At 46.9% G+C, this 14,546-nt stretch carries 10 protein-coding genes and 1 pseudogene; all 11 read right to left on the bottom strand.

The annotated features are described in order from the left end of the window. Positions 1 to 36 precede the first annotated feature (36 nt). Positions 37 to 492 (bottom strand): helix-turn-helix domain-containing protein, encoded by a 456-nt coding sequence (locus H6G89_RS29880; RefSeq protein ID WP_190513634.1) that lies wholly within the window; start codon positions 490 to 492, stop codon positions 37 to 39. Between the two features lie 48 nt (positions 493 to 540). Continuing rightward, entirely contained in the window at positions 541 to 1,071 is a 531-nt protein-coding gene (locus tag H6G89_RS29875; RefSeq protein ID WP_199337005.1) for a DsbA family protein, read from the bottom strand. 678 nt (positions 1,072 to 1,749) lie between these two features. Further along, positions 1,750 to 1,935: pseudogene (locus H6G89_RS35310) on the bottom strand (helix-turn-helix domain-containing protein); the annotation flags it as partial. A gap of 262 nt (positions 1,936 to 2,197) precedes the next feature. Then, entirely contained in the window at positions 2,198 to 2,731 is a 534-nt protein-coding gene (locus tag H6G89_RS29865; RefSeq protein WP_190513630.1) for a hypothetical protein, read from the bottom strand. After that, entirely contained in the window at positions 2,718 to 5,909 is a 3,192-nt protein-coding gene (locus tag H6G89_RS29860; RefSeq protein WP_190513628.1) for an efflux RND transporter permease subunit, read from the bottom strand. Before H6G89_RS29860 ends, H6G89_RS29865 begins: the two co-directional genes overlap by 14 nt. Positions 5,910 to 6,042: 133 nt before the next feature. Continuing rightward, positions 6,043 to 7,299, bottom strand: a complete 1,257-nt coding sequence (locus H6G89_RS29855) for an efflux RND transporter periplasmic adaptor subunit (RefSeq protein ID WP_190513626.1) — start codon at positions 7,297 to 7,299, stop codon at positions 6,043 to 6,045. A 35-nt stretch (positions 7,300 to 7,334) separates the two neighbouring features. Beyond that, entirely contained in the window at positions 7,335 to 7,871 is a 537-nt protein-coding gene (locus H6G89_RS29850) for a pentapeptide repeat-containing protein (RefSeq protein ID WP_190513624.1), read from the bottom strand. A 360-nt stretch (positions 7,872 to 8,231) separates the two neighbouring features. After that, a complete protein-coding gene (locus H6G89_RS29845) occupies positions 8,232 to 8,540 on the bottom strand; it encodes a hypothetical protein (RefSeq protein WP_190513622.1) in 309 nt (102 codons plus the stop codon). Between the two features lie 456 nt (positions 8,541 to 8,996). After that, positions 8,997 to 11,525 carry a PAS domain S-box protein gene (locus H6G89_RS29840; protein WP_190513619.1) on the bottom strand — a complete coding sequence of 843 codons (2,529 nt, stop codon included), beginning with the start codon at positions 11,523 to 11,525 and terminating at the stop codon, positions 8,997 to 8,999. A 1,037-nt stretch (positions 11,526 to 12,562) separates the two neighbouring features. After that, positions 12,563 to 13,336, bottom strand: coding sequence for an ABC transporter permease (locus tag H6G89_RS29835; RefSeq protein ID WP_190513617.1), 774 nt, complete (start codon positions 13,334 to 13,336; stop codon positions 12,563 to 12,565). Then, on the bottom strand, positions 13,329 to 14,252 hold the full coding sequence (locus H6G89_RS29830; RefSeq protein WP_190513615.1) for an ABC transporter ATP-binding protein: 924 nt from the start codon (positions 14,250 to 14,252) through the stop codon (positions 13,329 to 13,331). Before H6G89_RS29830 ends, H6G89_RS29835 begins: the two co-directional genes overlap by 8 nt. Positions 14,253 to 14,546 lie beyond the last annotated feature (294 nt).

Below are 14,546 nucleotides of genomic sequence, written 5' to 3'. Positions count from 1 at the left end.
AGTTCTCAGTTGAGTGACAAGTACAGTGGGTATTTCTTATACAACAGATGCGGAATCTTTACAGCCATAAGCCAACATCTTCTGTTGATTTCGATAGACTTTTGGTGTAATGCCCGTCAATTGTCGAAAGCGTCGGGTGAAATGACTTTGATTCGAAAATCCACATTCTAATGCAATTTCACTAATCGTCATTTCTTCATCCTGCAACAACTGTTTGGCGCGCTCTACCCTTTGTTGAATCAGAAATTGATAGGGAGAAGTTCCCATAGACTGTTTAAACAAATGACAGAAGTAAAACTGACTCATCTTTGCAACTTTAGCTAAATCAGCTAACTGAATCTCTTGATGAAGATGTTGATGCATGTAGTCAATGACTCGCTGCAATTTGTACAGAGGCAATCCATCCAGAGGGTTGGCGGTTTGAAGGGATTGGGTTTCTTGAACAGTGGATTGTAGATCAATAGAAGAATAAGTCAAGCTGCTAACTATCATGGATAATGCCTCTGAAGGAAACGTTTTGGACTGACGACTAATCTGGTATCACGATGTTTTGTAAGCGGTGGTTACAGCAGCCTGCACACTGTTCAAATCCCATGAGCCATCGTGGCGAATATTATTGATAAAAAGCGTAGGAATCCCGTTTACTCCACTGGCTAAGCCACTTTGCAAATCTACCCTGACTCGATCAACATAAAGATGTTCTGCAATCTCGCGCTCAAAACGGTCTACATCTAAGCCAAGAGTTGTGACATATCGGTGCAAATTGCCATTACCGGCAAAATGGAGCTGCTCAAATAAATAATCATGGACCTCCCAAAAATATCCCTGTGCAGCTGCTGCTTCCACAGTTTCAGCAAGATGTTGAGCCATGGGATGAATGGCTACTAGAGGAAAGTGGCGAAATACAAAGCGAAGTGATTGATCACGCTGTTTTTGAATTGTTTTGATAATGCGGTGCATTTCCTTACAGCGCAAACATTCATAGTCTCCATATTCCAGGAGCACGACAGCTGCATTTTCTGCTCCTTGAATGTGATCGCATTCTCCAACCGGAACTGCAAGCTGTATCACAGTGATGTCCCCAGGACTAATTTATCCAGGTAATGCTCATCCTATAGCAGTCGAACGATTGGTTAGATTGGCATATAGAGGTAAAACTCTAGCGAGAGTAACGCCTCCTTTGTTCTAACTGTCTCGACGGTAGCCATCCCTTAGCTGCAAACAGCTTTGGTTTCGATACCCAGGTGTTAATGATCTTTAGTCTATGGGTGAAGCTCTATTCAGCCTATGACGATACTACTAATCTTTTACTAGGTAAAATGATAGAGCTAGAACCTGGTCTTAAGGTCAGGTTTGGATACAGAGCAACCCTTGAAGCAAGAGTCCAGAAGATCAACTCACTGCACCTATCAGAAAGAATGAAGTACAGGAAGAATTTTGCAATTGGATCTCACAATTTTTGCCAATTTCAATAACGTTATTGGAAGATGAGCTCACAGACGAATAGTATTCATGTTTTGTTACGTTAGCGATCGCCTTCAAGATTACTCCTAAGAGCGATCGCCAGGTCTGTTTTTAAGCAACCGAGGGGTTGGTTAGGATGGGGTGCAGGGATGGAACCTTTGGTTGGGAGCACAGCCCCACACCCCCTCAAATTAACTGTCTCGGCAGTTGCTATAGATTAACAATTGACTGATGAGTCAGCAAAATTCTGTCAATCATTTTGCGATCTTGTATGAGGTACTGGATTTAAACCAACCCCAAACGCAGGGCAGCTACAGCCGCTTGCAAACGGTGCTGAACACCCAGTTTGTTGAGAATTCCCCTGACATGGGTTTTAACAGTGTTTGGACTGAGGTATAGGTGAGCAGCAATTTCAGGATTGCTCAGCCCTTCAACCAATAATTGCAATACTTCCAATTCACGAGCCGAGAGGTCGGGAGTTGGTTTTACAGAGTTTGAGTCATGATCTTCTACTTCTTGCATCACTGCTTCCTGCATCACTACTTCTTGCATCAGTATTTTAAATATGGTTGACGCAATCATTACTCTACACCTACATTTAATTTTCTACATAGCAACTGAAGGGCTGGTTAAGACGAGGTTCAGGAGTTCTATTTCTAGTTGGGAAAAAGCTCCTAAACTGCTCTCTGAACTTCATGCATGATTGAGAGAAGCCATAGATCCAGAAATATTCTTAGAGATAGTTTTCTATATGTTCAAACTCAACTTTTCGAGGAGATTCATCCTGTTTCAGGATAATTTGCAGGATGTGTTTGTAGTAAGCTTCGAGCACATTGACTACAAATTCATATAGTTTAGTGAGACTATTCTGTTCTTTTGCATCAACTGTAAACTGAGTCGGGTAGTTCTCCAACCCCACGAGAAATGTATCAACTGTGATTTTTTTGATCACAAACGAGAGCAGAACCGTTTGACGGGGATAGTAACATCGGGCAAACTCTGCCGCCCTCAATCGATAGGCACTTTCAGGACACATGGTCAAAGCAACATCAACGTGCCATACCCCATCTCTTAAACACAAAGCTTCCCTCAAGGATTTTTCTTCACCCTGGCGATCGCGATACGTAATGCGCTTTGCAGGTGCATCGAGATAAACTTCTAATCCCTTCATCAGTGTTTCGGCAAACTGAACACAAGACTCCAGGTATTCCGACATTTCTGAATGGGATTGATTATAAATCTGGCAGAGGTCTTTAAACTTGCTCATTGAGAGGCTCCGGTTGAATCGGTTGTACAGTAGGTTCGGGAATGGGGGGTTCAGGTGGTTTTTTGTTGAAGAAATCTGTGAAGCGATCGCGCAAGTTGCCGATGATGATGTAGAGCACCGGAACAACAAATAAGCTCAAAAATGTAGAGACAATCATGCCACCCATGACGGCCGTTCCCAGCGAGATGCGACTGCCTGACCCTGCTCCTTCCGCGTATACGAGGGGGATGATGCCAAAGATAAAGGAGAGGGCAGTCATCAAAATGGGGCGAAGACGCGATTCTGACGCTTCGATCGCTGCCTTGGTCACGGATAAGCCCTGTTCTTTTAATTGATTGGCAAATTCGACAATCAGAATGGCATTTTTGCTCGCTAAACCAATTAACATAACCAGTCCTACCTGGCAGTAGACATCATTAGGCAAGCCTCGCATCGCCTGCGCCAACAATGCACCCAAAACGGCAAGCGGTACAGTCAACATAATGATGACCGGATCAATGAAGTTCTCATACTGACCCGCCAGCACCAAGAAGACGAAGATTAACCCCAGGGCAAAAATTAACGGGGCTTGCCCTCCCGACGAGATCTCCTCCAAGGACAAACCCGACCATTCAAAACTCATGCTGGCGGGCAATACTTCTGAAGCGATCCGCTCCATTGCGGCGATCGCCTGCCCTGAACTGTAACCCGGAGCTTGAGAACCGTTAATCTCAATCGAGCGATAGAGATTGTAGTGGCTTACTACCTGAGGGCCTGTGATGGAGCTAATCGTCACCAGTTTGCTCATCGGGATCATGTCTCCCGTGGTTGAGCGCACATAGAGTTCATTGATGTCATCAGGGTTAGAGCGGAACTGGCTGTCGGCCTGCACATAAACACGATAGGTTCGAGCGAAAGCATTGAAGTCGTTGACGTATTGTGACCCCAGGAAGATCTGCAATGTAGAGAAAATATCATCAATCGGAACCTGCAATGCTCTGGCTTGATCCCGTTGCACCTCAACGACCAGTTGTGGTGCATTAGCGGTGTAAGTGCTGAAAACATTTTGGAGTTCTGGTGCAGCGTTTGCCTGTTGAATTAAGTCATTTTTGACTTGCACTAACGTATCAATATCGTTGTTGCCCTGATCCTGTAACTCAAAGGTGAAACCACCAATGCTCCCCAAACCCTGAATGGTAGGAAGGTTAACCGACAAAATATTAGCCATTGTGATCTTAGACAATGGTTCACGGATGCGCTCTAACAACGCCAGCGCAGAATGTTCATGCCCTTCACGTTCCTCCCAGGGCAACAGTGGCATGTAAGAAAAAGCACTATTAGAAGTATTACCGATCGCCCCCACTCCCCCCAGGGTAAAAGTTCCGGCAATCTCAGGAATCTGTAACATGGCATCTTCAACTTGCTCAATCACGTCGCTGGTGTAATTGAGCGATGTGCCGTCTGGCCCCTGCACGATGTTGATGAGCAATCCCTGATCTTCTTCGGGGAGAAATCCAGTGGGCACCACCGTATACATCCAGGCAGTTAGCCCCAGCGATGCCACAAAAAGGGCTAATACGACATACTTAACGCGGTTGAGAAACTCTAGCGATCGCCGATAACTCCGTCGCGTCCAATCAATCAAGCGGTTGATTTGAGCAAAGACTCGACCGAGAAAACCCGAACTGGAGGGGGTTTGTCGCAGTAACAGAGCCGACATTGCCGGAGCTAAGGTCAATGCCAGGAAGGTTGAAAGGGCGATGGAAAAGGCGATCGTTAAGGCAAATTGTTGATAAAGTTGACCCGTGGTTCCGGGAAAGAAGGCAACCGGAACAAACACCGCCATCAATACAAGAGAAGTGGCAATCACCGCCCCAAATAGCTCTCGCATCGCTTCAGAAGCCGCCCGCCGCGCCGACACCCCCTCCTCTTGAATCAAACGGGCAATATCTTCCACTACAATAATCGCGTCATCCACAACCAGACCCGTCGCCAGCGTAATCCCAAACAGCGTCAAACTGTTCATAGAAAAGCCAAAGACTTTGATAAAAGCAAAGGTGCCAATCAGAGAAATCGGAATCGTGACAATCGGAATCAGAGTGGCACGCCAGTCTTGCAGAAAGACAAAGATGACCAGAATGACCAGAGCGATCGCCTCATACAGCGTTTTCAACACCTCTTGGCGCGACTCCACCACAAACAGCGTCGGGTCGTAGGGAATCTCGTAGGCTAACCCAGGCGGAAAGTTTTCTGACAATCGTGCCATTTCTGCTTTAACGGCGTTAGCAGTTGCCAGGGCATTACTGCCAGGAAGCTGCACAATTCGGTAGCCCAGGGCATCCTGACGGCTCCAACGAGCAAAGGTATTGTAATTCTCAGCACCTAATTCAACTCGTCCTACATCCTTAAGCTTCACCAGCGTGCCATCCTGCTCAGCTTTCAGGATCAACTCCTCAAACTCGCTCACCTCACGCAATCTACCCCTTGCCTGCAAGTCAATCTGATACAGTTGCCCGTCCACCGAAGGCGACTGACCAATACGCCCAATTCCGACCTGCAAGTTTTGTTCCCGAATGGCAGTTGCCACATCTTGAGCGGTGATTCCTCGCGTCGCTAGCTTATTGGGATCGAGCCACAACCGCATGGCATAACGTCGTTCTCCGTTCACAAAAATATCCCCTACGCCTGGGATACGTTTGAGTTCGTCAATCACATACAGGTCGGCGTAGTTGCTAATAAATTCGCTGTCGTAGCGACCGTCATCACTAAAAATTGCCATCCCAACAACGGTTGAAGCCGACTGTTTGCGAACGGTGACGCCTACTCGCCGCACCTCTTCTGGAAGCTGGGGTTCGGCGATCGAGACTCGGTTTTGTACATCTACTGCCGCAATATCCTGGTCATAGCCCTGCTCAAAGGTGACAGTGATCGTACTGGTGCCATCGTTTGCGCTACTAGACGACATGTAGCGCATTCCCTTTACCCCATTGATCTGCCGCTCTAATACGGTAGTAACGGTCTCTTCTACCACTTGAGCACTGGCTCCAATGTAATTACTCGTCACCACAACTTGAACCGGGCTGATGTCGGGATACTGCTCTACAGGCAGGGTTGGAATGGCGATCGCCCCCACCAATGTAATGATGATCGCAAAGACGGCTGAGAGAACGGGGCGTTTGATGAAGAGGTCGGAAAACATAGGTGAAAAAGAGCAAGGGAGGGCAATTGCAACGAAACTCAAAACGCAAAGCTTACAGCCTAATAGTGATGTTTAAAAGCAACCGTTCAGTTGGCTAAAACAACGCGATAGCGGGCTTTACCATCTGGCAAAGTTACGTTTCAGGATTACTCGGTTCTGTTGTCTCCGAGAGAATGGCGGCTCCATCCGATAACTGCAATAACCCTGTAACGGCAATGCGATCGCCCTGTTCTAGTCCCTCAATCACGTGATACTGATTGCCGTCAATCTGTCCTAACTCGACTTGCTGCTGGCGGACAACTAACCCAGAGTTATCTTCTGCGGGTTCTGCAACATAGACAAAACTTTCACCTGCAATGCGGGTCACTGCCGTCGTGGGGATCATCACACCCGAATTTTGACTCCAGATGACTCGCCCCCGTACCTGTTGGTCCGCTCGCAGTTGCCCACTCGCGTTATCAAATATTGCCTTCACTAACACCGATTGCGTACTGTTATTGGTGTTGGGTGCGATAAAGGAGACACGGCTTGTACCAACAGATGCCCCTGCATCGTTGAGCAACTCAATAGGAGTCCCCAAAGACAACCGGGCGGCTTCCTCTGCCGGAACGGAGAGATTCACTTCTAGCGACTCGTTCTGCGTAATGGTTACCAGTGGAGTTGAGGTGTTGACAAAGTCTCCAACCCTGGGAGGAATATCTCCCACCGTACCCGAAAAAGGAGCCGTAATGGTGTAGTACTGAAGCTGCACCTGTTGCTCTTGGGTGCTGGCTTGCGCCTGTTGCAACACTCTTTGGGCACGAGCGATCGCGGCTCGTTGTGCTTCAATCTGGGCGTTCATCGCTTCTAAACTAGCCTGGGCGATCGCTAAACTGTTGCCATACTCATCTCTAACTTCCTGGCTAACGGCACCTTCCTCTTGCAATGCCACATAACGGTTATATTGCTGTTGCATAAAGGCGAGATCGGCCTGTCGTTCCAACTTCTCAGCCTGATAGGATGCCAACGTCGCTCTGGCATTCTCAACATCGGCGCGGGCAGATTCAATTCCTGCCGCAGAACTAACGACAGCGGCTTGCTGACGAGCCGGATCAATCTGAATCAGTGGGGTTCCAGCCGCAACCGTGTCACCTGGATTGACCAAAATGCGAGAGACTAACCCCTCAACACGGGGTTGCAACGTCACAGACTGACGGGATTCTAAGGTTGCGATATAGTTTGAACTATCGGAAACCAAACTAGTTTCGATCATTTCAAGTTGGACTGCAATGCCTTCTGGTTGTTGGGCAACGGCAGATGGCTCACCAGAGCGACAACTGTTTAATAAGCCCAGGCATATGAAAAGTAACGGCAGAGAATACAGATTGGAGCAAGGTTGAGGGCGTTTCATGATGGCTACAGAGATAATGACAAGGGGCGATCGCTTTAAGATAGAATTTGCATTCCTATGTTGACGGGGTCAAAACCCGGATCAAATTGTGTACTCTCGTTGTAATAAGCACCCTTTAAGTTGGCTCCAAACAGGTCGGCTCCCCTTAAATCAGCCCCTCTTAAATCCACATTCTGGAGCCTGGCTCGATAGAGATCGGCATCACACAAAATTACGGCTCTCAGATCAGCTTCATTCAGCTCAGCCTGAAACAAATTAGATCTTCTCAGGTCAGCTTGACGCAGGTTAGCTCGATGCAACTTGGCTTCTCTCAGGTCGGCATTGTATAAGTTGGTGCCTTCTAAATTGGCATTTGTGAGATCTGCTTTGTATAAACTTGCAGTTAGTAAATTGGTTTGACTGAGATTGGCATCAATCAAATCTGTATTGTAAAAGTGAGTTTCACGCAAGTTCGCACTCTGCAAATCAACGCCTCTCAAATAGGCTCGTTCAAGTTTTGCTCCGGTGAGATCTACACTCTTAAAGTTTCTCTCTCCTGCTGCATAACGTTCTAACAATTCAGTCGAATTCATAATCTGGTTTTTCCATTTCTTCAACTGTTATCAGCATTCTGTTGGGTTAGTTCACTGGTTTACAGCAACTTTTTTAAGGCGATCGTGTATAGCCGTAGCCACATTGAATGCGGCGGAGGTGCGTCAGGAAGCCTTCCCAGAATCAGTGTTTGAGCCATTGTCTTTGCCTTAAGCTTTCATAACCTTTCTTGACGAGGAGATCCGAGCGGAAGTCCCCTTTTTAAGGGATCGAGTCACGTTTTGAACTCTCATTTAAGATCCGTGCACACCGTAGCTTATCAAGGGGAATGCTAAAGGCAGAGGGATTTTGATCTGTAGCGTACAAAATGTGAATTGGTAAAAAACTGCTGTAATTTTTGTCTAATCGCCATTGGCATCGTCCAGTAAATACTGGTTGATTGCCCGAAGAAAACGTTCATTCTCCAACATTTCAGGAGATAAGCGATTCTGTTGAATGGCTGCATTGACCAAATCTTCAGCCGTGACATTGCCCAATCGATAGGCATTCGTCAGTCCACCATGACTAGGGATTCCCTCATCCTCAAAGTAACCATTGCGAGCGAGATTAAAGATCTCATTTGCAGTCGTCTCGTTTGCATACGTCTTAGTTGAAAGACCTATTACAAGCAGAATTGCAGACGCTGTAGCAAACAATAGCCATTTCATCATGAGTCCTCCCTGCCATTGAGCTGCTATAAAACTGTCTCTATAGTTTGAAGAAACAAGAATTTACTGTCTTGCACACATTTGCTTTATCTGTCCAATTCTTGTGATTTTCGTTATCTCAGACCTTGTCCCTCTGGCAACCATCACGCGCAATTCAATTGCAGGCAATGGACTTGATCCCATTGCAACGGTATAACCCTTCACCATACCAATTTGAATTGGCTTCGCTGCACATGACTCCGTAAGGGCGTTTCGCGAAACACCCCTACCCAGTGATCTGCCACAATCAAACATTAGATCGGTATCACAAAGGCTTTAACCCATCTTTAAGGATTATCCGAATTGATTTGAGGGCAGGTTATATCCAATTTGAATGATCGCGATCGCATACGGTAGGTTTAGCAGGCAACCCTTGAACTCAGCGAGTTTAACTGCCAAAATTCTTACCCCAAACTCAGGCTAGGATTGGTTCCCTCTTGCAGAAGCCCGCACTAAAATTTCTGTTCCATTACCGGGTTGGCTTGTAATCGTTAGTTGTCCATTGATACGGTCAGCACGTTCAGACATCCCGATTAGACCAAACCCATTGGTCGTGCCCTGAGGCAAGAAGCCATAACCATTGTCTCTAATACAGAGAACGACATCGTTATCCAGGTAGGTTACATCAACCCATAGACGAGTTGCTTGAGCGTGCTTTAGAACATTGGTGATTGCTTCTTGTCCAATGCGTAGCAAGTTCTTACCAATAAAGGAAGGGAGAAGATAAGGCGTTCCAGAGATAGTGATTTCAGCATCAATCGATGTTCCTTGAGTCATTCTCTCAACACTACGCGAAAGGTTTTGCTCTAAGTCAGCATAATCGTCAGAGGTAGAATGCAATGCCCAAACAGAACGCCGCGCTTCTGTCAGTCCAATTTGAGTTAGTTCGCTAATGCGACCGAGGATTGTTTCAACCTCCGCTAAATTTTGGTGCATCAGAAATTGAGCGAGTTCTAGCTGAACAGAAATTCCAGTAAACGTTTGGGCAAGCGTGTCATGAATTTCACCCGCTATTTGTTGTCGGGTCGTAATTTCCTCATTCAGTCGGGCAACAGTTTGCGCTAGCTGGAGTGTTCGCTCTTGCACTCGCTCTTCTAATTCAGCAGAGAGTTGCTCTAGTTCAGCTGTTCGTTCTTGAACTCGCTGCTCCAGTTCATCAGCCCGTTCTTGCTCAATCCGCTGTAATGCTTTTTCATGAGCTAAAACAGCTTCGTTTGCCTGCATATTGGCGATCGCCACAGCAACTTGATCGGCAACTGCTTGAAATAGGGTGAATTGCTCAGGTGGGAAGAAGGATTTTTCTAGAGAATTAATCACAAAACACCCCAGCACCTCACCACTGGCTTTCAAAACTGCGAACAGTCCTTCCTTATACCCCAAATGTTGATAAGCCTCTAGCAGATGAGCATCAGAATAGCCCGTCCAATCCTGCTCATATTCCACGATCAGGGGACGCCCTGTTGCTTCAGTTTCATTGATCAACCGTTGAAGGCCTGAGCTACGAAGTGAAGTTCCAGCTTCTGAATTGAATCCCACTTCATACAAATAATTCCTTGCAGTCGGATTGCTCATGTTGAGGGTCAAATCAGATAAGCGACAGAAGTATTTCCCATCTTTAATTAAGGGAATAGCACAGTCGTAGAAGTTAAATAGGGGCTTGATTTGTTTAATGATTAACTGAAGTAAGTCATACCTATCACGAACCGTGGCAATGGTTTGACTAATGGACAATAGAACTGCCTTTTCACGTTCTCGTTCTAGAATTTCTGCATTGATTTTGGCTAATTCTGCAACTCGCTTTTGTTCAGTTGCCAGGAGAGCTTGTTGCGTTTCTTTTAACTCTGTAATATCAACTTGCGTTCCCCAACCACCTACTAAGTAACCATCTTTAATCGTGTAAGCACCATTGTTGAGGAAGTAATGTAATCGTCCCTGTCTATCTATCTCCTCAGTTTCTAAATTTTTAGCACTATACCCATCTTTGATAGTTTCCCGAATGAAAGCAGCATTCTTGTCTGAGTCAGGAACATGAACGTCACCATTTCTGGTACCAACCATTTCTTCTGGGTCATCCACACCATACATTGCAGCAAATGCAGCATTTGCCTTCGTCACCCGAATATCACGATATAACCGTTTACATTGTTCTTCGATCGGAAGATCAATTGGGCAGGGAGGGTCGATTTCTATGTAATAGAATCCTTCTCCACTCAACTCAAATAACATCCGAAACCGTTCTTCTGATTCAGCTAATTGTTCGAGGGTTTGCCGGAGTTCCAGGTTAATTTGCTCTAGTTCTGTAGTACGTTTTTGTTCAGTCTCAAGGAGAGCATGCTGAGTTTCTCGTAGCTCGGTGATGTCAATCTGACTCGCCCAAGCACCAATCGCATAACCCTCTTTGATAATACCAACCCCGTTGTTAAGGAAGTATCGGCGGCGACCCTGACGATCGATTTCTTCAGTTTCGTAATTGCGAATGCGATAGCCGTTCTCGATCTGAGTGCGAATAAAGGCTGTATTTTTCTCTGAACCCTCGACATGAACATCCGAATTCTTTAAGCCAATCAACTCATCTGGATTCTCAACGCCATACATTGCGGCAAATGCTGGATTTGCCTTTGCAACTCGAATATTTTGATAAAGCCATTCACATTGCTCATCGATAGGCAAATCAATTGGGCAGGGGGGATCAACCTCTGTGTAGAAAAGCCCTTCGCCACTGATTTCAAATAGCGTTCGGAACTGTTCTTCTGACGCTGCTAGCCGTTCCAATGCTTCTTGTAGTTCTATAACGTGATTTTGAGATTCTTTTAGTTGGCTCTCTTGAGTCTCTAACTTTGATGTCAGCAACATATTTTCTTGCTGTAAATAGGTGATTTGCTGCTGAAGCTCAGCGATCGCTGCATTTAGCTGCATTAATGCATCGTCTTCAGAAGATAGCTCCAACATACTCACCTACTCAATGTATTCAGTTACCTGTAGCAAGTGTCTACCCTACCCTCATCAGGCTTGTCAAGAGAGCGCGTCGAATTGCAGGTTTGCTACTCCACACTGGATGGTAACCAGAACGGCTTGTGTGCGATCGCTTACCCCAATTTATACAAAACGTTACTGATATGAATCTTAACGATGCTGGCAGTCACACTGATAGCAACTGTTGAGACCGTTAATATAAGGGGATGTGCAGGCTTGCGCCCCCAAGCCGAGGGCTACCGTGTACACAGATCTCAGTTGAGATGACAACTTTCTGCACGATCCCCCTGAATTCCTTTTTATACCGATTTAATGTTTGATTGTGGCAGATCACTGGGTAGGGGCGTTTCGCGAAACGCCCTTACGGAATCATGTGCAGCGAAGCCAATTCAAATTGGTATTAGAAGCAGGGTGGTTTCATATACACAAAGAAAAGTGAATTGGAGTTTAATTGCCTTAATCTGCCCCCTACATCCCCCAACTCTGGGGGACTTCAGACCAATTTTCCTCCCAATTTTGGGGGGCTAAGGGGGGCGAAGCAAAAATTCTTCACTTGTACGAAACCACCCTGCTAAATCCCTCTTTAAAGGGGGGACTTTGAGCCTTGCCAAAGGTCTTGACCCGATCAGAAGTACCCGTACTTGGAGCCGATGCGAAGCGCGCCTATGGGTAAACTGAAACACCTTCTGCTAGAGGGGTTGGGGGAGACTCCTCCCAATGCCTGGTTTTCAAATACCTGAATCAACCTAGCACCTGATCTGGAAAGAAGCAGAGGACTGGATACACAGCAGCAGCCAAGGGTGGAACCCCTGCACCCCGTCCTAAGACCAATTTGAATTGTGAAGGCGACGAATGCTTGTACAGGTTTGCAGTGCCAAACCTCCCCCCAATGCTAATTTGCCCATAAAACTCTCTTAAATCGGTATAACCAATCCCTCGGTTGCTATAACACTTCTGCATAGCCGTAGCTTTACAACTTGTCGTCGCTCACGCCTATCCTGACCCATCCCTGTTTAATATCCAGCCAATTTACCTCGGCGTTTCGCTTCGCGTTCTGCCCAGCGAAAAGCAACCAACCCCAGCCCAAAGTAGACTACTCCATTGAGGAGTGCCACTAAAAACTGGGCAACGTCCAGGGCTTGCCCACGCGCCATCAATTCGCGGAGTAATCCGGCTCCCGGTGCCATTGGTAAAAGCAATCCTAACAGTCTGTATCCACCAGCCCAACTTTCGATCGGCACCAACAGCAAGAAAAACAGCATGAATTGAAAAATGCCCAGCAATTGTTGGACTTGCTTCAGCAGTAGTGCCAGCGATCCCATCCCCAGAGCCAGACCATATGCACCCAGAAGCAGGCTCGCAAGCGGCAGTAACAACACTGGAGGGAACGACAGACGGCTACCTGTCAGCAGCATGATCAACAAGAGAATGCTGACGTTAAGGGTGAGTTGAGTCATCAGACTGGCAAGGGCACGGATCAGAAATACCCGTGTCGCACCAAAAGGAGAGAGAAAAATTTGCTCTAAAGTGCCCGTCTGTGCCTCTCGCTGCAAGCCTTGAGCGATATCACTGATGATGAACAGCGTGAGTGACCACAGAACATAGCCAACAATCACAGAATCTAAGCGATCGCCAAATTGAGCACTGGGACCTCCCACATACTGAAAGCTGAGAAACAGCCCGTAAAAAACAATCGTAATTCCAATCACGCCACTGATCGCCTCTGCTGAATAGCGTTTGAGCGTGATCCAATTGCGCTTCAGTTCGGCTAGAAAGAGTTTAAACATCGCGGGTTTCTCGCACCAGTTTCAAAAACACGTCCGTCAAATTTGCCTGATCTTTCTGCACATGGAGCAGTGGCAGAGGGTTCAAGATCTCCAGTACAGCGTAGAGTTGCGTAGGTTCTGCGACGTGAATCACCCTATCCTCAGTTAATGTCACACCGATGGTTTGTAATTTATGAACGCGGTCTGCGTCGATCGCCCCCTCTGTTTCAATCAAATACGCACTGCCCGAAAACTGTTGGATCAGATCTGCCGTTGCCTCTTCCGCGACAATTTCTCCGCGATTGATAATGGCGACCCGATCGGAAAGCTCCTCGGCGATCGCCAGTTGATGCGTCGTCAGCAGAATAGCACACCCTTCAGCCGCAATTTCCCGCACTAAGCGTTTAACATCCTCAGTTGCCTCAACGTCCAGTCCCAATGTCGGTTCATCTAACAGCAACAGTTGGGGTTGATGCATGAGGGCAACCGAAATGGCAAGCTTTTGTTGCATTCCTCGCGAGAGCGATTGCACAACGGTTTGTCGCTTATCCAGGAGGCTAAACCGCTCCAACAGTTCTCGTCCCCGCCGACGGGCAGTTCGCTGGTCAAGCCCACGCAGCACCCCAAAGTATTCCAGATTCTCCTCTGCTGTCAGCCGCCAATACACGTTACGATTTCCTTCCAGAACCGCACCTAGCGATCGCAACGCCTGCGGATTGTGATGTGGATCGCGACCGACGATTCTCACCCAACCCTCATCCGGTCGGATCAGCCCAGCAATCATTTTGATGCTCGTGGTCTTGCCTGCTCCATTGGGACCCAGAAATGCCAGCACTTCTCCTGCTGAGATACTCAAAGACACCTGACGGACAGCAGCGATCGTCCGTCCTTTCTCGATGTAAGACTTCTTCAGGTTGTGGGCTTCAAGAACAATCATGGCAAATCCCAAAAAAATAAGCTTTGGTCAGAAAGCTTCAGGCAGAGGCAATGGCTCAAGCCTTACGCTGGAAAGCTTCCTGCCTCACCTCCACCCTTCGCGTGTGGCCACGGCTAGACCATCGAATGAGAATTAGGTGGGCAAGAGAAAACTAAGCCCAAGAGCTTAAACTTGTCTACCTTACCATCAACCTATTTTTGCCACATCACCCAAAGTATTAGAGCACGATAGCAGCCAATGCTGAGACGTGAGCATTTTTAGGAATGGAAATTAAATAAGCTCGATAGTTGGTAA

This window comes from Oscillatoria sp. FACHB-1407, assembly GCF_014697545.1.
Classification (GTDB): Bacteria; Cyanobacteriota; Cyanobacteriia; order Elainellales; family Elainellaceae; genus FACHB-1407.
Note: the sequence above shows the minus strand (reverse complement) of the source record. Positions and strands in the feature narration are given on the sequence as shown.